The organism is bacterium (assembly GCA_036504735.1).
In the GTDB taxonomy this organism is placed as follows: Bacteria; Electryoneota; RPQS01; order RPQS01; family RPQS01; genus DASXUQ01.
This window is the reverse complement of record DASXUQ010000018.1, coordinates 17,575-36,285: the sequence shown is the minus strand read 5'-3', so window position 1 is coordinate 36,285 and position 18,711 is coordinate 17,575. Positions and strand designations below refer to the sequence as shown.

The following is an 18,711-nucleotide window of genomic DNA, read 5'->3' as shown; positions in this document are numbered from 1 at the left end:
GGCCGCGCCGCAGAGTCTGCGGCAGTGAGTGAACACCGAATCGCAAGACTCCTTGGAAACTCCGCGCGATTCGGACGGTTCCTGCCTCCGGACCGTGCCGTGCCATAGTGCGCGGGAGTGTGAAGGAGTGCCGCACCGAAAAGAAGAATTGGAGAGGCAACGCGCACTTTCCCGAACGGCATACTCACCTTGCCGGATACAACACCGCCCCGCCGATAAGCGGGGCGATGAAAGCATCCAGAATAACGGCAGTGTTTCCGGTCGCCGTTTACCGGTTACGGTTGCGCGAACCGCCACGGGAAGGACCCTGTCCACGCGTCTCTTCCTCGTGACTCCGGGATGAACGGCCCGGTTCATGCGCGTGACCTTGCCGGCTGCCCGTGTGGCTGCTTCCGCTGCCGGTCATACCGCTGTGATGGCCACGGCTTTGCTCTTCTTCGCCGCCGTAACCACCACGGCTGCGGGAACTGCTGTGGCCGCTGTAACCACCTTCCTCTTCTTCACCGTAACTGCCGCGGCCTGAAGAGCGCCCGCGTCCATACTCCTCTTCTTCATTCCAGTTGCCGCGACCGCCACCACCGCTGCTTCCGCCGCGCTCATAGTCGCGGTCATGCGAATGCATGCCACCCATGCGTCCGGCTTCCGAGCGGCTCATCCCCGGGCGGCCCTCTTCGTCACCATAACCACCATAGCCACCGCGTGAACGGCTGCTGTTACCGCGCTCTTCTTCGTACCCGCCGCGCCCCGAAGCGCGTCCGCGTCCGTAGTTTTCTTCCTGCTCCCAACCACCGCGTCCGCCGCCACCACTGCTTCCGCCGCGCTCGTCGCGATCATGCGAATGCATGCCACCCATGCGTCCCGCTTCGGAGCGGCTCATGCCGTGACGGCCTTCCTCCTGCTCCCAATCGCCACGGCCCGAGGAACGTCCCCGTCCGTACTCCTCTTCCTGCTCCCAGCCGCCGCGTCCACGGTATTCTTCTTCCCGCCCTCCCGAGCGGCCCGAACCCTGCTGTCCCCAACTGCCTTGCGTTCCCTGGCCTTCGCTGCTTCGTCGGCTCATGGTCGAACCTCCCTGACCGCGGCCTCGGCTGCCGCCGCCGGTCATGCCCTGGCTGGAGCTGCCGCTGGTGCGGTTGCGGCTCGACGTGCTCGTGCTGCGGGTGGATGTGCCCGTGCGGCGGGCAGACGTTGTGCTGGATGTGCCGCGGCTACTCGCGGTGGCGCCTGACTTGTGGCCCGTCGTGCTCTTCGTTGAACTCTTGCGTGTGCTCTTCCCTGTCCCTGTCTTGCCGCGAGTCCCCGTTGTCCCGCCTCTGGACGAACTGGACTTGCTGGCGCTTTTGCTGCCGGAACGGGTCCGCGATGCCGTGGTCGAACGTTTGCTGCCCGCAGACTTTTTGCCACCCTTGGAACGGCCGCTCTTCTTGGATGCACCGCCACTGGCCTGACTTTGTGTGCTTTCCTCGCTCCCGCCTTCTTCAGTGCTGCGCTTTTCTGCTGCCATGATTGTTTTCCTCTTACGGTAAAGATTATGATACCCGAACATGTATGACAAATAAACCTGCACTCGCACGGCGTGACTTATGCCTCATGACACGAATCCCGCGCGGTGAATGACATCAGCGAACTGTCCAAGGGGGATTGCAGCGGCGCGTACTGTCGGCGAGACCGGCTCCGCCACGCCTGATAAACAAAATGGAATGCACTTGTAAAACCGACCCGAATTTTCCGTGGTTCCCGCCGTCCGCTGCAGGGTCATCGCACGACGTGCCCACGCCGTCGCGCAGCGCGTGGCAAGTGCCGATACGCATTGCCGCATCAAGGAAAGATCTTTCATAACCTCACTTGCGCTCGCTCGCGCGGCACACCACACCCCCGTCCACCGCATCGGGACTCTCTGCGCCGTGCCGCAATGCAACGCCGCAAAGAATTCTCCGCGAATTGCCGTGCATGCCTCTCATACGCTCTTGCCCCGCGCTTCGCTGCATCCCAAGCCTTCGCAGCGGCAGTGCGTCTTACTCTGCACTTTCCCCCTTGGAACAAGGGGGAATCAGAAGGGGGTTTCTTCTCCCCCTTTCCCAATGTCATGGGGAAAGGGGGCCGGGGGGATGGGGGTCTCCGCCGCAGTCAAAGGCAGGATAGAGGTTTGCCCCCACACACTTCTGCCCCACAAAAAATGTGCGCCGCTTGATGCGGCGCACACGCTTTTTCCTATTGGTTCTTTCCGTCTCGCACAGCGTAAGGTTTCGGACTCTTCGGTCCCCCTCGAGCCTGTTTGCCTGTCTCCTGATCGGTGCCAAAAACATTCAGGCAGCGGTCGGATCCGTCGGAATGGATAAACCATTTGCCTTCGTATCCGTAGACGGCGTGATGGGTAATGCGTGTCGGCATAATGTCGGTCTCCTCTTGAATAATCCTCGCGCGAACCGCGAATCTTCCGGGTGAGCAAAGTGTTCCGGTCGCTGACGATATGGTCAATGCTCTTTTACAACGACCCACTGCGCAAGGCGGTTCCCCTGCAAAGGGACTCACTTCTTATAGATAGCGCATTTCCCGTGCGGTCAGCGGGAGCAAACGCTTTTCATAGGGTAGCATAAACAAGAAAGGGCGCACAACGTGCGCCCTTTCGCAGTAGATCGGACTATGGCTTATGTGGGTCATCGGGCGGCTTCTTCTTCCGGAAGAAGCCGCTGAGCTTGTCGCCGCCTTCCTTGATGCGGTTCAGATAGCGCCGCGCCCAGACATATTCCGTTGCCAGAATGGCGAGTCCGCCGACAATAATCAAAATACCCGGACCGGGAATCCCCGGAATGGACAGCACCAGGCCGATGAGAATCACCGTGAACCCCATGACGATGCGTGCCCAGCGTCGCGCCGTCTTAAACCGCGCCGAGGTGTTCTGCGGTGTCGTGCGCTGAGGCTCCCGCTCGGTCAAGCTTTAGCCCCGGATGATGTTGCGGGCGATGACCATGCGCTGGATCTGGTTCGTGCCTTCGTAGATCTGCGTGATCTTGGCGTCACGCATGAACTTCTCGATCGGGTAATCGCGCATGTAGCCGTACCCGCCGAAAATCTGCACCGCGTCCGTGGTGACCTTCATCGCCACGTCCGAAGCCAGTAGCTTGCTCATTGCCGAAATGTCGCCGACGTTTTTCAGACCCGCATCGATATTCTTGGCGGCCATGTAGAGCAGCGCGCGCGACGATTCGATGGACGTTGCCATGTCGGCCAGCAGGAACTGAATCGCCTGCAGGCTGGAAATCGGATGGCCGAACTGTACGCGGGACTTCGCATAATCGAGGGCCAGGTCAAACGCGCCCTGCGCAATTCCCAGCGCCTGCGCGGCCACGCCCGGACGCGACTTGTCCAGCGTCTTCATCGCCACCATAAAGCCTTCGCCTTCTTTGCCGAGCAGGTTCTCGGCAGGCACGTGGCAATCTTCGAAGATAATCTCATTGGTGGACGATGCGCGAATGCCCATCTTATCTTCTTCTTTACCGACCTTGAAGCCCGGAAAATCCTTCTCCACGATAAAGGCCGACGTGCCGCGCGCACCCTTGGTCGGATCGGTAACGGCAATCACGGTGACGCAGTTGGCCACGCCGCCGTTGGTGATAAACACCTTGCTGCCATTCAGAATATACTCGTTGCCCTTCTTCTCGGCGCGGGTCTTCATCGAACCGGCGTCGCTGCCTGCGGCAGGTTCGGTCAAACCGAAGGCCGCCAGCCACTGGCCGGACGCCAGCTTGGGCAGATATTTCTTCTTCTGCGCTTCGGTACCGGAAATCAGAATCGGGAACGTGCCCAGTGCGGACGCCGCCACCGACAGACTGATGCCGCCGCACACCTTGGAGAGTTCCTCGGTCATAATCGCCAGTTCGAACACGCCCAAGCCCATCCCGCCGTACTCTTCGGGCACCACGACACTGAAAAAGCCGGCGTCGGCAAAGACTTTCACGACGTCCCAGGGAAATGTTCCGTCGCGGTCGTGCTTGGCGCGGACAGGCTTAACGGTCTCTTCGGCAATCTGGCGAACAAGGTCACGGAAGGCGGTCTGGTCCTCGGTAAGAAAGTAATCCATCATGGGCGGGTTCTCTCGCAGTGGTTAGAGTAGGGCAAAAAGGAAATGTAGGTATAGCGGAGCGAAAAGTCAAGAGGGAGCCGCTTTGGGATGCCTTGAAACTGAAAACGGAAGACTTGAAATAAGACAATGTCGGTCACATAACGCGGAAAACAGAGGTTTGAGGGAGCACGCGATCAATCATATCTTGGGACCGCGCGGTCTTCCGCGCTGTCCCCCCGCCGGTAGGCGGCCCCGGGTGCAGGCGTCACGCCTGCCGGTTGACAATGCCGTCTGTCCCGGCTATATTGCGCACTTCACATCACAACTTCATCGCATCTCATGAACCCCGATTCCCGTCACTTAATTGTTTTGGACCTCGGCAATGTCCTCCTCGATTACCGTCCCGAACGCTTTGCCGAGCGGCTGTCGCGGATTGCACCGCATCGCAGCGCCGAAGAAATTCTCGCCCGCTATGCGCGGGGAGAACTCAAGGCCGCCTTTGAACGCGGACAGATTACCGAAGCGGATTTCTTTGCGGAAATGGTGCAGTGGCTGGGGTGCCGGGAGGAGGCCACGCCGTTTGTGATGGACGCGTGGAATGACGTCTTTACCATAACGCAGGGCGCGGAGCAGGCCGTTGAGGTGCTGAGACAAAAGGCAACGCTGTGGATGCTCACCGACACCAACCCCACCCATCTCAAATACGCGCTGCGCCGCTTTCCCTTTCTGTACCAGTTTGAACGGACGTTCGCCTCGTACGTGTGCGGCCACATGAAATCCGAACCGGAAGCCTTTGCGCAGATCATTACGGCTGCCGCCTGCAAACCGGAAGAAATTCTCTTCTACGATGATCTGGAGCCCAATGTAGCCGTCGCCAGATCAGTAGGAATCGATGCGCGAATTTTCCACGGCTGGAAATGGCCCGACAGAATGCTGAAGATCTGATCAGAAATCCTGAACTATCGAAACAAAAGCGCCCCGCATTTGCGAGGCGCTTTGCTTATCCAGCAGTCTTCGTTCTTAACTTTTGGATTTTTTGTTTTTCAGAATTTTGGACTTTATTCACCAGCACAATTCCCGCAATCACCAATCCGCCACCCAAAAAGAGCTGCCAACTCGGGCGCTCGCCCAAAAACAGCACGCCGAGAATCACCGCCCACACCGGGAAAATGTACGTCACGGCGGCGGCGCGCGTCGATCCCCATGTGTTGATCAGATAAAAATAAGCCTGATAGGCCAGCGCCGAGCCCATCACACCCATCCATGCACAGGCCAGCCATGTCATCGGCAAATGCGGCAGCTTCATCGGCGCTTCCATGAGCGGCGCCAGAAGCCACATCACGACCAGCGACGACGTCAGCGATACCGCCGTGGTGTGGATCGGATGCTGGCCCTTCAGCTTCAGCCGGGTAAACACATTGGCCGCCGCATAGCAGATCGCGGCCACAATGACGGCAAGCTGTCCGATGAGGCTGCCTGTCAGCGCCTGTGGTCCGATGTCGCGGCTCACCAGCAGAACCAGTCCCACAAATCCTGCCGCCAGCCCCGTAGCCTTGGACAGGCTGAAACGGTCATCCGGCAAAAAGAAATGCGCCACCGAAATCGTAAACAACGGCATGGTGCCGTTCAGAATCCCCGCCAGGCCCGAATCGATCCGCGTTTCCGCCCACGTGATGAGGGTAAAGGGAATCGCCGTATTGACCACCCCCAGCGCCAGCGTATACACCAGATTCCGGCCTCGGACGGTGAACGGCTCTTTTTGGATCAGCGTCAGCAGCCACGCTGCCGCCGTGCCGAAGATCATGCGGTAAGCAACAGTGGTGAGCGGCCCGATCTCTTCGAGCGCCACCTTGATCCACAAAAAGGACGTTCCCCAACCGAGAAGCCCTAAAAACAAAAATGCGCCCCACGGCTTCCAGCGGCTCACAGGAAGCCCTCGCGTGTGTAGCGGGCTTCATGCTCCAGCAGCCAGCGTTTGCGGTCCAGACCGCCGCCATAACCTGTCAGCGTGCCATCTCCGCCGATGACCCGGTGGCAGGGAATGACAATCGCCATCCGGTTCATCCCGTTGGCGTGAGCTACTGCCCGCACGGCCTCGGGACGGCTGAGCTTGCGCGCCTGCTCGAGGTAAGAACAGGTGCTCCCGTAAGGGATGGTCACCAGCGCCTGCCACACGGCCTTTTGAAATGCTGTCCCCGCCAGATGCAGCGGCAAGGCAAACTCCTTGCGCTGCCCGGCAAAATACTCATCGAGCTGCTTCTGCAACTCATCGAACAGCGGACAGTGGGCGGTCATCACACTGCCGTTGCAGAGCTTCTGAAGCTGATCCAATTCCGATGGCAGCATCCGGCGGTCGCAAAACTCCAGCAGGCAAAGTTCATTCTGCACCGCCCCCGCCATCATCAGCCCCAAAGGTGTGGAAAGCCGCGTGATGTAAATCACCGCCTTGTCCACGCTGGCCGAAGGTGACAGCCCCATCGCGTTCTTAAAGGACTCCTGAAAGCCGCTTAAGGAATCGTAGCTTTCAAGCGCGACCGTGGTGACGCTCTGCCCCGCCTTCAGGCCTTCAAGGGCCTTGCCGATCTTCACATACCGCTGATAGGCTTGAAAGGTAATCCCGTGCTGCTTCTTGAACCAGCGGCGCAAAGCATCGGGTTGAATGCCGCGCTGTTCAAGGTCGCTGTTGCGCAGCCGCAGCCCCGGCGTGGCGTGGATCTCGTCCAAGAGCTGCCGGAACTCTTCGGGAGTCTCCCCGACGCTCTCCAGCGGCTTGCACACCTTGCAAGGCCGGAACCCCGCATCCAACGCCTCTTTGACCGTCTCATAAAAGGAGATATTCTCCGGCTTGGGCGCGCGCGCCGGACAGCCCACCCGGCAGAAGATCCCCGTGGTTTTGACGCCGACAAAAAACAGCCCCGCAAACGCCGGATCGCGTTCGTAAAAGGCCTTCAGCCGGACATCTTGGGATATCAGTGTGGTATTCATGCCCTAAAGATACACTCGCGCCCGTCAAACCGCAACCGAAAATACGACAACCAATTCTGATTCCGGAAACTCTACGCCGCCTGCCCCGCCGCCACTCCCGACAGCCGGAAACAGAACGTGCTGCCTTTGCCGGGGCCATCGGATTCGATCCACAGCGAGCCGCCATGCTGCTCGACAATGCGCTTCACCAGCGCCAGCCCGACCCCCGAGCCTTCGGCCTGTGGATCCAGCTTCTCGAACAGGGCAAGGATCCGGGTCTGATCCGGCGGCGCAATGCCAATGCCGTTGTCCTTGACATACAGCACCGGCTCTGTGCCTGCATGACGTATCCCGATTTCCACGCGCGGCCGCGGCTGGTTGCCCATGAACTTGATCGCGTTATCGAGCAAATTCAAAATCACTTCCAGCAGCCGCGAGCGGTCACCATAGACGACCGGCAGCCCCGGCGCAATCTGCACCGCCACGCCGCGCTGCGCAATACGGCCATTGACCAGCCCCGTTGCCTCCCGTGCCAGATCTTCCAGCGGCACCGGGTCATGCTTTAGCGGCTGATGCCCGTTGCGGGACCATTCGAGCAGCGAATTCATGAAGTGCTCCATCTTGTCCACCGCATCGCCGATGCGCTCGAGGTTCTGCTGCAATCGCTCGCGGTTGCCTGCCGCCGCGTCGCGATCGATCCACTTCAAAAAGCCCTTAATGGTAATCAATGGGCTCTTCAGGTCATGGGACACCGTATAGCTGAACCGCTCCAGCTCTTCATTCTTGCACTTCAGGTCGCGGATCAGGGCTTCACGCTCGGCCTCGGCATGCTTGCGGTCACTGATGTCGCGCACCGCCGTCACACGCGCAAGACGTCCGTGAAAGGGGACCGTCTTGCCGCAGATCTCCACCGGAAAACGCGTCCCATCCTTGCGCAGACAGAGAGCCTCATAGGGCTTTTCATAACCGGACTTCTGCGCGTTGCGCACCAACTCGCGGTCTTCCAGTGCCACCAGTTCCACCGTGGGTCTGCCCCGCAGTTCGGCGCGATCATAACCGCACATGCGCGCAAACTTGTCGCTGCAATCCAGCAGGATGCCGTCTTCCGAAAGCAGAATATCATCGAAAGCGGCTTCCGTCACGCCCCGGTAGCGCGCTTCGCTCTCCCGCAGAATCAACTCCGCGGCGCGCCGCCTGCGGAAATTGAGTTGTAACGCACCGACAATCGACAGCCACGCGACGCCCACCACTCCGGCGGTGAACAGTGCAATCAGCCGCAGTTTCTTACGCAGCGAGTCGCCGTTATTCTCTTCGCGGTCATTCAGCCGCTGCAGGGCGGTCCCAATGCTCTGCACATAAGCCTGCTTCAATTCCAGATATAAATTGCTGGACAGCAAGTCTTCGGCAGAAACCCGGTCACCGCTGAAAGCCAGCCCCATCGCCAGCGTCTCGGTGTTCACCCGCCGCGTATGCGCCGTACGGATGTTGTACAATTCCGCGCGGCTCTGCGAGGTGTCCAGCACGGCAGCGGCCTCGGCCAGCACACTGTCCAGTTGCAACTGAGCAGCGGCATAGCGCGTCTTCCAGGCCGGATTGTCCGTCGCGACGGACAGAAGCGCCGATGTGCTGAGCGTCTCATCCAGCCGCGTCAGCTCCGTGTCCAGCCGCTCCAGCGCGATCTGATCCTCGGAAATACTCTGATACGAACCGTATGCGGTGAGGGCCTCCCAGACCACCAGCCCAAACAGAAACAACGTAATGCCGACTCCGGCTAAAACGAGACCGTTGGGACTGGTACCGCTGATACTCCAGCGGTGGCTGCCATAAGAGACCATCATCACATCCTTGCCCACAACCGGGGCGCAAAAAACTACACGAACCGGGAAAGAAGAAACAGGGGAGATGCGTTCAGGTAGTCCGGAGCAGGCTCCGGCAAAGAAATGCTTCCGCCGCACAGGAAGGTTTTTTCCTGCGCGGCGGAATTGATGGAGGCAGGTATCGTTAGTTGTACTTTCTGCTTATGGCGCAGGCTCCCGGGTTCTCAGGCGGAGAGATCGAAATAGGACGAACGTTATGATAAATTGATACGCTATGAACGCGTCGAATTCTCGTCCATCTTGATCCAATTCTTATAGAAAAACTCGCTGTCCTCTTCGTTGTTCAACCGCAGGACGACCTGACGGTACCATTCATCGAGAGGAGACTCATGGTCATCCAGCCGCGGGAAGGGATTGTACGGCCCTCCCGCCAGCGCCTTGCCAATCTGATCAAGCACGCCCAGCGCCAGTTCCGGCACATCGCGACGGCGGACACCGGACAGATCCATGAGACGGGAGATCAGATACCACTGCGGCGTCGCGCCGGGAATAAAACTGATGGCCCGCGTGCGCATCACTGGCAGGAAGCAATCCAGTATCACGCGCCCCCGGCCATACGCCTTGATGGTGTCCGCCTGCAAATATTCCTTGGGAAGATACAGACTGGTCGAATACGGCCCTTGGCGGCCATAGGCATTGCTGGACGGATCACGGCTCAAAACATCGAGGCTGCCGCGCCAGTCGATGTAACAGGTGACGGTGACCTTGAACCCCGCCGCTTCGAGCGCGCGCGGAAACGCCACTGCCAGCTTGCCCATCACCGTGCGGGTAGACTCTATCGCCTGCTCTGAAAGCGCGGGCAGCCGCCACTGAAATAACCCTTCAGCATCTACGTCCTTCACATAAATCGGAGGATAGCCGGGCAGAATTCCCGACATGGCCGCCGCCACGGAATTGACATAGATTACTTCCTTGGCTCCGGCTTCCTTCAGTGCGGCCACGGTCTTCTCGAACACCGGCCCGTCCACGCTCATGCCCTCGTTCATCATGTGGTAGCGTTTGTCGAACCCGGCCTGCTCGGCGCGTTCGATCATCTGGCGGCCCATTTCATAGCCAACAGATTTCGACAGATCCCGCGCCAGCACGGTAATGCTGCCGCTGTCATGGGTGAAATGCCGCACAGCGCTTTCGATGGCTCCCCCCAGACCCGGTCCGGTGGCTCCCGCCAGCAGAAAGTGGTGGCCCTTGATCCAGTCGAGCTTGTATTCGGTTCCGGTATAAAAGAGTTCCTGTTGAATGGCAATGCGTTCCAGAAGGGCGCGCGCCGCTTCGGGAAAGCGAGCCACCTCCTCGGCATTGGGCCTCGGCACTTGGGTGTTGTAGTCTTTGACCCGAAGGTCTTTAAAAGGTTTAGCGAAGGGAGATGGGTAGTCGGGCATGATTATTCCTGACTTAAAAGTATTTCCAATTAGACCTCTAATATAACATTTTCCGGAAAGCGGGGCAACGTCCTACCTTAACAAGTTGATTTTGTGGAAAGATGCATGTATATTCTCCAAAACCGGGCATGTTTTCCACACCTGAAGGACTTGCCCCCGAAACTGTGCGCCTTTCGGCGAGTTCTCTGGATAGACGGCAGCACCCGGCGGAGGAAGAAGAACCTTGGGTTCCAAGTTACGGAGTGGCAGGGAGCAGACCATGCGCAAGGTCTACGCGTTAGTGATGGTAATTGTGGTCTTGGTCTTTGTGGCTTGGATGGCCAGTGATAACACCGTTGTGACCAAGCCCGCGCCCAAGGCACCCTTCAAGTCTGCCGGGGAATTTCCCCTCGGCGGCGTGGAAGGACGGATTGACCATCTGGCCGCCGATGTAAAGGGCGGACGGTTGTTTGTGGCCGCACTGGGCAATAACAGCGTCGAAGTCGTCAGTCTGAAAAACGGCGAGCGGCTGCACACCATCAAAGGTCTGCGCCAGCCACAGGGAATCTTGTATCTGCCGCAGCAGAATCTGCTGGTGGTATCCTGCGCGGCGGACGGCACCTGCCGGGTCTTTGATGGCAGCAGTTATACGCCGCTGCATACCCTCAAGTTCGATCTGGATGCGGACAATATGCGCTTTGACTCCGCCGCAGGCAAAGTGTATGTAGGCTACGGCGAAGGCGCGCTGGGAGTGTTTGATCCCGTAACTGGCGTTGCCGATTCGACAAAGCGAATTCTGCTCAACGGCCATCCCGAGTCTTTTCAACTGGAAACGGCGGGTCCGCGGATCTTTGTCAATGTGCCCGATGCCCAGCAGATTGTCGTAGCGGACCGTTCTACAGCGCAGGCGCCGCTGGCCAGTCCGCTGGGTGAAGTGGTCGAAAACTATCCGATGGCCATTGACGAGGCCAATCACCGCCTGTTTGCCGGCTGCCGGGCACCCGCCGCGCTGCTGGTGATGGACATAGGCCGGGGAATCTTTGTCGCCACGCTGCCCTGCGCCGGGGATGCCGACGATGTGTTCTATGATGCGGCGCGCAAGCGGGTCTATGTGTCCGGCGGCGCGGGATATGTCAGTGTCTTTGCCCAGCAGGATGCCAACACCTACGAAGAACTCCCACGGGTGATGACCGCTCCCGGCGGACGCACCTGCCTGTTTGTACCCGAACTCGGGAAATTATATGTGGCCGTCCCCAAAAAAGACGCCCACTCTGCCGCGATCAAAGTCTACGAGGTCCAGTGACTCTTTCTTTTCCTTCTGAAGCAAATGCGCGTGTGATTACCGTGGCGGGGAAACGTTGCCGGCTGGATCTGCAGGACGGCTCCCGGGTGGACGCCATCGCGCGCGGCAGACTGTTTGAAGGAGAAGAGGGCGGGGAAGTGGTGGTTGGCGATCTGGTGCGGACCGAACCGCATCATGGCCATTGGATGGTGGAAACGGTCTTGCCGCGCCGCAATGAATTCGTGCGCGAAGGCTTGCGCAAGGAACGGCAGGTGCTGTTTGCCAATGTGGACCGCGTGCTGATTGTGGCGTCCCTCTCGCAGCCCGAAACCAAGGCCGCGGCGATCGACCGTTTTCTGGTGGCCGCGCTGCGGGGTGGCGTGCCGCCGATCCTCGTGCTCACCAAAACCGATCTGGACTCCGACAGCCAGCGCGCGCAGGAACTCCGCCAGACCTACCAGGCCTTCGATCTGACCGTCTTTGCCCTCAGCAATCATACCGGAGAAGGTGCGGATGTCGTGGCGGCGCAACTCACCGGCGGAATCAGCGCGCTGGTGGGCAATTCGGGAGTGGGGAAGAGTTCTCTGTTGAACCGGCTGATTCCGGGACTGGAACTGCGCGTGCGCGAGGTCAGCTCCTGGTCAGGCAAAGGCACCCATACCACAACCGCCGCACTGCTGGTCCCTTACGGCGAGCAGGCGGCGGTAATCGATACGGCCGGAATGAAAAGTTTTGTGCCGTACGGCATCAACCGGGACAACCTCGAAGACCTGTTTCCCGACATTGCCCGCTTTGCGCCGGACTGCCGTTTCCGCAATTGCCGCCACCTGAGCGAGCCGGACTGTGCCGTGCGCGCCGCCACCGAGAGTGGCAATCTGGCCGCCGTGCGCCTAAAATCTTACTACCGGCTGCTGGAAGAACTCACCTAAAAACCAAAAAGCCAAAAGCAGAGCTTCCGGCATCCTGTTCATCTTGCTTTTTGGTTAACCAATCCTTAGCGTATTACGGAATCACCTCCGGCAGCGGATTCGCCAACTGCGGATAGAGCTGCGCGGGGTCGAGCAGCATTACAAATTTCTGTGAGCCTTTGATCGGCAACAGGCCCACCAGCCCGCCGAAGTCTTCGCTCCCGGGAATCGAGTCGGGCGGCTGAATCTCTTCCGCATGGCAGCGCACTACCGCCTGAATTTCGTCCACGGCAACACCGAGCGTCGCGCTCGACGTAGCCACCACCATCAGGCTTGGCCGGCTCTGCTCGGTGATGTGATTGATCGTTTCACCGAAGAGTCGCTTCAAATCGGCCAGAAAAAGCCCTGCCGTAGAACGGGCGGCCTCGTGTGCCTTGTCGTACTGTTGGGCGTGCTGAAAGGCCAAAACCGCTTCCCCCACCTGGTGGATCCGGCGGTGAGGCTCATCGAATCTCCGCAGCAGCCTGGCCAGCCACGGATCATCGGTCTCGAAGGTGTCATACCACATTCCGAACTTGCATTTGTGTGGATCGGTGGTCAGCGAAAACTCGCGCTGTTCCGCGATGCTGCGCCGCAACTCCGCCAGCCAATTCTCATGGTCCTGTAACCGCGCGCGCAACAGGGTGACCAGTTCGTCCGCCGTGTCCGTCAGGGACTGCAGTCCAAACTTCCGCCGCAGATCAAAAACCGGAATCACTTCGGAGCGCAAAAGGATCACTCCCAGATTATCCGGCGACGCCTGAGGTACGGCGTGTACTTCAGGCAAGCGCAGCATCTCCTTCACATGCTGCACGGCGAACGCGAACGTTTCCCTGGCGACCCGGAAGGTCACCCATTGAGTTTCTGTACTCATGACGTTGTCCTATGTGAAATTGAGATCTGCCGATCCAATTCTGTCGAGCACGACATAGGAGAGTCTTTTCCGGCGGCGAGGTGCGCGAGCAGCAGCCAATCAACAGGGCTACCGATTCATAACTACAGTTATCAAGAATGCAAAATATGCAGGACGTACGGCGCGCTGCAACTACATGACTTTCAGATAGATATGTACGCAAACGGTATGCCAGATTGCCACCCCAATCTGTGAAACAGCTTCTCCTCCTGACGAATTGTGCTTAATCCTATCCCAATAGCGATTATTTAAGGCACAAAAAAAGAGCGCACGATGATGCGCTCTCGAAACATTGTCCATGGGGCTTCGATGTTATGGGGTAACCATTTCCTTGTGGGGAGCGATCAGTTGCGGATAGAGTTGCGCGGGGTCAAGCAGCATCACGAATTTGTGCGAGCCTTTGATCGGCAGTAACCCGATCAGACCGCCGAAATTCTCGCTGCCCGGAATGGAATCGGGCGGCTGAATCTCGTCGTCGGCACAACGCATCACGGCATGGATCTCATCCACCGCCACACCCAGAGTGCAGGAATGCGTGCCCACCAGCACTAGACCTGCCCGGGCACTCTCCTCCAAATGCTTGATCGCTTCGTCAAACAGATGGCACAGGCCGGTCAGGACAAGCTCCCGGGCGCGCTGAATCAGCACCGCCGCATTTCCATAGTCCCCCTTCGCCTGATTCTCCTTCACCTGTGCGCCAAGCAAGTGGATCCGCTGGTGAGGCTCTTCAAACCGTTTGAGAATTCGCGCCAACGCAGCGTCCTCTGACTGATACTGGTCGTACCACATTCCGAACTTGCATTTGTGCGGATCGGTGGCCAGCGAGAACTCACGCTCCTCCTTCACGCTGGATTCCAATTCCCGCAGCCAGTTCTCGTGATCCTGCTGGCGCGCGCGCAACAATTCGATCAATCCTGCCGCCGCCTGCTCCCGTGAAGGATGGCCGAACTTGCGGCGCAGGTCAAAAACCGGTATGACCTCGGATCTCAGCAGAATGACTCCCAGATTGTCGTCCGCCGCATGGGGAACCGCGTGTACATCGGGCATCCGCAGCATTTCTTTGACGTACTGAATTTCGAAGCCGAAGACTTCGCCGCCGACGCGGAAGGTTACCCACTGAGACTCACTGGCCATGGAAGACTCCTCGGATGATGTAGGTCAGGATTACGATAAGGCCGGGATGGGGCCATCCGCCGGCCAAAGTCAACGCAGAAAAGGCGCAAGCGATAGCATTTGCCAATTGATTCTACCAGCTAACGCGAATATCATGCCGACCGTGCCACATACAGGTCTAACGTCAGCGCACTAAACATACCCTCTTATGAAGCATTTGATTATCGGCTTCGGCGCCGCAGGGGCCAACGCCGCCGAGTATCTCCGCCGCAATGACGGCGAAGCGGAAATTACTGTTTTAAATGGCGAAGCCACACCCTTCTACCTCCGGTTGGACCTTGAAGGGATCTTTGCCGGAAAGCCGCCCGAACAGCTCATGCCTCGCCCTCCCGAGTTCTGGGATGAGAAACGGGTGACCATTATTCCGCACCGTGCTGTAAAGGTCGACCCGTTGCGGCAGGAAGTGACTACGGGCTCAGGACAGATTCTGTCCTACGACCGCTTGCTGATTGCTGCCGGAACGTCCCCCCGCAAGCTGGCGGTCCCGGGCCGCGAACTGCCCGGTGTGTTCCACTACCACACCCTCGAAGATGCCAAGGCCATTCACGCCGAGCGCGAACGCGCCAAGCGGGTCGTGATTGTCGGCGGTGGAATTTTGGGGCTGGAAATGGCGCATGCCGCAGTGGAATTCGGCTGGGACATTACCATGCTGGTGCGCGGTGGCTTCGTCGGCTCACCGATGGTCGATGAAAAGGGCGGAGCACTGGTGCTGGAGGCCTTGCGCAAGGCGGGAGTCAAGGTGCATTTCCAAGATCAAGTGCAAAGCTTCGAGGGGCAAGCGGGAATCCTCCGCCGGGTGCAGACCAGGCAGGGGCATACTCTGGATGTCGATCTTGCGGCCCTGTGCGTCGGCACCCAGCCCGACACCGACTTTCTGCTGGACAGCGGCCTGCTCACCGCCGGACGGCTTATTGTCAATGAAAAGCTCGGAGCATCTGCCCCCCACGTCTGGGCGGCGGGTGATGCTGCCGTAGTGAGAACCACCGGCGGACGGCTGGTCTCCTGTCATACGTGGAACGTCGCACAATCACAGGCTCGCACGGCGGCCGCCAACATGCTGGGCGGCGAAGGAACATGGCGGGATGATGCCGTCTACAATCTGGATCTGCTTTTCGACCAGCCCTTTGCCATGATCGGCGCCTGGGATGATCGCCATGAGCCGGGTCGCATCATCCATGAGTTGTCCGCACCCGGCGCCTACCGGGCGTTGGTAACCCGGGAGGGCATCCTCGAAGGAGCCTTCCTGCTGGGCAACCGGGAAGGCGACCGTCGCGTGCGCAAGCTGATTGTGGGCAACGCCCGCATTGAAGGCAAGATCGACCGGGTCTTCGCCCCCGACGCCACACCCGAAGAGTTTGCGGAAAAATGAAAAACGAAAAATGGGAAACTAAAAAGAAGACCTGTCGCACACCCGGATCTTCTTTTTAGTTTATAGTTTCTAATTTTTGATTTTCTTTTGTCACACTCCGTAATCTGGCGCGTCTAAGAGAGAAGGAATAGGAGATCGCTTGGGAAATCCGTTTGCACAAAATAGCGCTGAAGATAAGTTAGATGAGGCTCTGGTGGACGCCGCGGTGCAGGGTGACCGCGCCTCTTTGGAGAGGCTGTTGGAACGTCACCGGCCGTGGATCTACAATATCGCGGTGCGCATGGTGTACAACCCGCAGGACGCGCAGGATGTCAGTCAGGAAGTGATGCTGAAAATCCTGCTGCGGCTGTCGACTTTCCGCAAGGAAAGCAGCTTCCGCACATGGCTGTACCGGATTGTGGCGAACCATGTGCTGCAGATCCAGCGCAAGGAACACAAAACTCTGACCTTCACCGACTACGCCCGGATTCTCGACGAGACTCCCGATCTGGATTTCCCCGATCAGAGTTCACTCCCGGTGGATGCGGCTATCGTCGAGCATGAGACACGCTACGAATGCATGATGGGCATGCTGCTGTGTCTCGATCCACTGCAACGGCTGATCTTTATTCTCGGCGCGTTGATGGGCGTAACCGATGCCTTGGGCAGCGAAATCCTCGGCATCAGCAAGGCCAACTTCCGGCAGAAACTCTCCCGCGCCCGGCAGGACCTGCACAGCTTTATGGAGCAGAAGTGCGGGTTGGTCAATCCGGCCAACCCCTGCCGCTGCACCAAGAAGACCAAGGCATTGATCGACCGCGGAGTGGTCAACCCGCACAGCCTGGTGTACAACGCCAACTATTACCAGCGCATTGAACAGGCGGTGGAAAGCAAGGTGCAGGCGGCGGGGAGCTGGTTTGACCTGCGCTGCGAAGAGTTGTTCGCCGGACAGCCGTTCTACACGGGTCCGGCTTTTGCCGGACAGCTTCGCACTCTGCTGGACAGCCCGCAGTTTAAGGAAATCTTCAATCTGAGAGAACGCCCCTTCTGAAGAATACCCTATCCTATTTATGAGGTCGTTATGCGGTGCAGATATGCCTTTTTTCTCTTGGCCGCGCTGTGGTGCGCAGGCCTTGCCGGTGCGGCGACGCATCATGTTCCCGCCGATTTTGCCACCATTCAGGCGGCCATCGACGCCAGTGCGCTGCACGATACCGTGCTGGTGGCAGCAGGCACCTACTATGAGAATATCAGTTTTCGCGGCCACAGCATTGTGCTGGCCAGCGAGTACCTGCTGACGCATAACCCTGCCGCCATTACCGCCACCATCATTAACGGCAGCCAGCCGGCCAATGCCGACACCGGAACCGTGGTGCGCATCGTGTCGGGAGAAGATTCCACCACGGCGCTGATCGGCTTCACCATTACCGGTGGCACCGGAACTCCGCTGGCCGATCAGCAGAGTCATCTGGTATACGTCGAGGCCGGCGGCGTGATGACCGACGGCACCTCGCCTATCATTGCGCACAACTACATCGTGGGCAATGATGCCTCGCGGGTCCCCGCCGGGGTGACCAGTGCGGGCGGCGGCGGCATCCGTTGCGGGTTCGGCCATCCGCAGCTTCTGAACAATGTGGTCGCCCGCAATACAGGCCGCTATTACGGCGGCGGAATTGTCATCAACCTCGCCAGCGCCATCCTGCGCAATAATGTGGTCTGCCAAAACAGCGGGGGCCAGGACTTCGGCGGAGGCGGTGTGTGGATGTACGGCAGCGCCTTTCCGGCCAGCACCGTCGAGAACAACTCCATTGTCGGCAACAGCACCACACTCAACGGCGGCGGAGTGCTGATCTCCTCGACGTCGGTGAATCTGATCAACAATATTATCTGGGCCAATACCGCGCGCACCACCGGGCCGCAGATTTCCCGCACCAACTCGTTTGGTGCCACCACCTACAATGATGTGCAGGGTGGCCTTGCGGGCAACGGCAATATTGCGGTCTATCCGGCATTCGCCGACACCAATCTGCTGCTTGCGGCAGGCTCGCCGTGCATCAATGCCGGGGATTCCAGCGCCATCTACAATGATCCCGACGGCTCGCGCAATGACATGGGAGCGTACGGCGGTCCCGGCGCAACCCCGCTGGTGCCGTTCTCCGTGCCCTTGCTGCGGCACTCGCCCAACAGCGTGGATTTTGGGTTTGCCAATCCGGGCACTCCCGCGCCACGCAACCTGATTCTCGCCGATCCGAGCACCGGCGGCGTGCGCATCGACAGCGCGCGAATTGTGGGTCCTTCCGGCGGCGCTGTGACGCTGGTCTCGATACCCACTCACCTTGCGCCCTACGCCCAGGACACCGCGCGACTGGTCTGGTCGCCGACACAAAATGTTTCCCTGAGCGACACCCTGCTGATCTTCACCAATGATTCCTCCTCCAACCCGGCCCGCATTGCCCTGATGGGTCAAGCATCCGAAGGAATCTCACCCGCCGGGAATTCGCCGCTGCCGTCCGTCTTTCGCCTTTTGCAAAACTATCCCAATCCCTTCAATCCGGCCACGCAAATCCGCTTTGATCTGCCCCGGGCTGCGCACGTCCGTTTGGAAATCTTCGATCTCCTCGGCCACCACGTCGCCACGCTCTTGAATGAAGATACGGTTGCCGGTGGCCATGCCGTCATCTGGGATGCCACCTCGCAGCCCAGCGGCCTCTATTTCTGCCGGTTCAGCACGAAAAGCTTTTCCGACACAAAGAAAATGCTGCTGCTGAAGTAAGAATCTCATCTAA

General features: G+C 59.1%; 16 protein-coding genes. 6 read left to right on the top strand and 10 right to left on the bottom strand.

What is annotated here, in order from left to right:
- Positions 1 to 268: 268 nt before the first annotated feature.
- The 4 genes from VGL38_14220 to VGL38_14205 all read right to left on the bottom strand — a co-directional run bounded on the left by VGL38_14220 (position 269) and on the right by VGL38_14205 (position 4,081).
- On the bottom strand, positions 269 to 1,504 hold the full coding sequence (locus tag VGL38_14220; protein ID HEY3296582.1) for a hypothetical protein: 1,236 nt from the start codon (positions 1,502 to 1,504) through the stop codon (positions 269 to 271).
- Between the two features lie 707 nt (positions 1,505 to 2,211).
- Complete coding sequence (locus tag VGL38_14215; protein HEY3296581.1) at positions 2,212 to 2,391, bottom strand: hypothetical protein; 180 nt, start codon at positions 2,389 to 2,391, stop codon at positions 2,212 to 2,214.
- 250 nt (positions 2,392 to 2,641) lie between these two features.
- Positions 2,642 to 2,935, bottom strand: a complete 294-nt coding sequence (locus VGL38_14210; protein ID HEY3296580.1) for a PGPGW domain-containing protein — start codon at positions 2,933 to 2,935, stop codon at positions 2,642 to 2,644.
- A gap of 3 nt (positions 2,936 to 2,938) precedes the next feature.
- Positions 2,939 to 4,081 carry an acyl-CoA dehydrogenase family protein gene (locus VGL38_14205; protein HEY3296579.1) on the bottom strand — a complete coding sequence of 381 codons (1,143 nt, stop codon included), beginning with the start codon at positions 4,079 to 4,081 and terminating at the stop codon, positions 2,939 to 2,941.
- Positions 4,082 to 4,402: 321 nt separating this feature from the next.
- Between VGL38_14205 and VGL38_14200 the strand changes: the two genes are divergently transcribed.
- Positions 4,403 to 5,008, top strand: a complete 606-nt coding sequence (locus VGL38_14200) for an HAD family hydrolase (protein ID HEY3296578.1) — start codon at positions 4,403 to 4,405, stop codon at positions 5,006 to 5,008.
- A 55-nt stretch (positions 5,009 to 5,063) separates the two neighbouring features.
- Here VGL38_14200 and VGL38_14195 read toward each other — a convergent pair whose 3' ends face one another.
- The 4 genes from VGL38_14195 to VGL38_14180 form a co-directional block, all read right to left on the bottom strand.
- A complete protein-coding gene (locus VGL38_14195; GenBank protein HEY3296577.1) occupies positions 5,064 to 5,990 on the bottom strand; it encodes a DMT family transporter in 927 nt (308 codons plus the stop codon).
- The gene (locus VGL38_14190; protein ID HEY3296576.1) at positions 5,987 to 7,048 is read right to left on the bottom strand and encodes a methylated-DNA--[protein]-cysteine S-methyltransferase; all 1,062 of its coding nucleotides are present in this window, start codon (positions 7,046 to 7,048) and stop codon (positions 5,987 to 5,989) included. Before VGL38_14190 ends, VGL38_14195 begins: the two co-directional genes overlap by 4 nt.
- Positions 7,049 to 7,119: 71 nt before the next feature.
- Positions 7,120 to 8,865, bottom strand: a complete 1,746-nt coding sequence (locus VGL38_14185) for an ATP-binding protein (protein HEY3296575.1) — start codon at positions 8,863 to 8,865, stop codon at positions 7,120 to 7,122.
- Positions 8,866 to 9,116: 251 nt separating this feature from the next.
- Positions 9,117 to 10,283, bottom strand: coding sequence for a hypothetical protein (locus VGL38_14180; GenBank protein ID HEY3296574.1), 1,167 nt, complete (start codon positions 10,281 to 10,283; stop codon positions 9,117 to 9,119).
- A 223-nt stretch (positions 10,284 to 10,506) separates the two neighbouring features.
- On the opposite strand from VGL38_14180, the gene VGL38_14175 reads away from it, so the two are divergent.
- Positions 10,507 to 11,565 carry a hypothetical protein gene (locus VGL38_14175; GenBank protein HEY3296573.1) on the top strand — a complete coding sequence of 353 codons (1,059 nt, stop codon included), beginning with the start codon at positions 10,507 to 10,509 and terminating at the stop codon, positions 11,563 to 11,565.
- Positions 11,562 to 12,473 (top strand): ribosome small subunit-dependent GTPase A, encoded by a 912-nt coding sequence (gene rsgA, locus VGL38_14170; protein HEY3296572.1) that lies wholly within the window; start codon positions 11,562 to 11,564, stop codon positions 12,471 to 12,473. The genes VGL38_14175 and rsgA overlap by 4 nt, the downstream gene beginning before the upstream one ends.
- A 73-nt stretch (positions 12,474 to 12,546) precedes the next feature.
- On the opposite strand, the gene VGL38_14165 is transcribed toward rsgA, so the two are convergent.
- Positions 12,547 to 13,365: a chemotaxis protein CheW gene (locus VGL38_14165; protein HEY3296571.1), complete on the bottom strand. Its 819-nt coding sequence runs from the start codon at positions 13,363 to 13,365 to the stop codon at positions 12,547 to 12,549.
- Positions 13,366 to 13,716: 351 nt separating this feature from the next.
- Positions 13,717 to 14,538 carry a chemotaxis protein CheW gene (locus tag VGL38_14160; protein HEY3296570.1) on the bottom strand — a complete coding sequence of 274 codons (822 nt, stop codon included), beginning with the start codon at positions 14,536 to 14,538 and terminating at the stop codon, positions 13,717 to 13,719.
- Between the two features lie 187 nt (positions 14,539 to 14,725).
- Here VGL38_14160 and VGL38_14155 point away from each other — a divergent pair, with 187 nt between their 5' ends.
- The 3 genes from VGL38_14155 to VGL38_14145 all read left to right on the top strand — a co-directional run bounded on the left by VGL38_14155 (position 14,726) and on the right by VGL38_14145 (position 18,698).
- Positions 14,726 to 15,946 (top strand): FAD-dependent oxidoreductase, encoded by a 1,221-nt coding sequence (locus VGL38_14155; protein HEY3296569.1) that lies wholly within the window; start codon positions 14,726 to 14,728, stop codon positions 15,944 to 15,946.
- A 139-nt stretch (positions 15,947 to 16,085) separates the two neighbouring features.
- On the top strand, positions 16,086 to 16,976 hold the full coding sequence (locus VGL38_14150; protein HEY3296568.1) for an RNA polymerase sigma factor: 891 nt from the start codon (positions 16,086 to 16,088) through the stop codon (positions 16,974 to 16,976).
- A 30-nt stretch (positions 16,977 to 17,006) separates the two neighbouring features.
- On the top strand, positions 17,007 to 18,698 hold the full coding sequence (locus VGL38_14145) for a T9SS type A sorting domain-containing protein (protein ID HEY3296567.1): 1,692 nt from the start codon (positions 17,007 to 17,009) through the stop codon (positions 18,696 to 18,698).
- Positions 18,699 to 18,711 lie beyond the last annotated feature (13 nt).

Bases quoted from the DNA above. Each gene is read 5' to 3' on its own strand.
- VGL38_14205 (HEY3296579.1), bottom strand. From the start codon at position 4,081: ATGGATTACTTTCTTACCGAGGACCAGACCGCCTTCCGTGACCTTGTT.
- VGL38_14160 (HEY3296570.1), bottom strand. From the start codon at position 14,538: ATGGCCAGTGAGTCTCAGTGGGTAACCTTCCGCGTCGGCGGCGAAGTC.
- VGL38_14215 (HEY3296581.1), bottom strand. From the start codon at position 2,391: ATGCCGACACGCATTACCCATCACGCCGTCTACGGATACGAAGGCAAA.
- VGL38_14185 (HEY3296575.1), bottom strand. From the start codon at position 8,865: ATGATGGTCTCTTATGGCAGCCACCGCTGGAGTATCAGCGGTACCAGT.
- VGL38_14200 (HEY3296578.1), top strand. From the start codon at position 4,403: ATGAACCCCGATTCCCGTCACTTAATTGTTTTGGACCTCGGCAATGTC.
- VGL38_14165 (HEY3296571.1), bottom strand. From the start codon at position 13,365: ATGAGTACAGAAACTCAATGGGTGACCTTCCGGGTCGCCAGGGAAACG.
- VGL38_14220 (HEY3296582.1), bottom strand. From the start codon at position 1,504: ATGGCAGCAGAAAAGCGCAGCACTGAAGAAGGCGGGAGCGAGGAAAGC.
- VGL38_14145 (HEY3296567.1), top strand. From the start codon at position 17,007: ATGCGGTGCAGATATGCCTTTTTTCTCTTGGCCGCGCTGTGGTGCGCA.
- VGL38_14180 (HEY3296574.1), bottom strand. From the start codon at position 10,283: ATGCCCGACTACCCATCTCCCTTCGCTAAACCTTTTAAAGACCTTCGG.
- VGL38_14155 (HEY3296569.1), top strand. From the start codon at position 14,726: ATGAAGCATTTGATTATCGGCTTCGGCGCCGCAGGGGCCAACGCCGCC.
- VGL38_14190 (HEY3296576.1), bottom strand. From the start codon at position 7,048: ATGAATACCACACTGATATCCCAAGATGTCCGGCTGAAGGCCTTTTAC.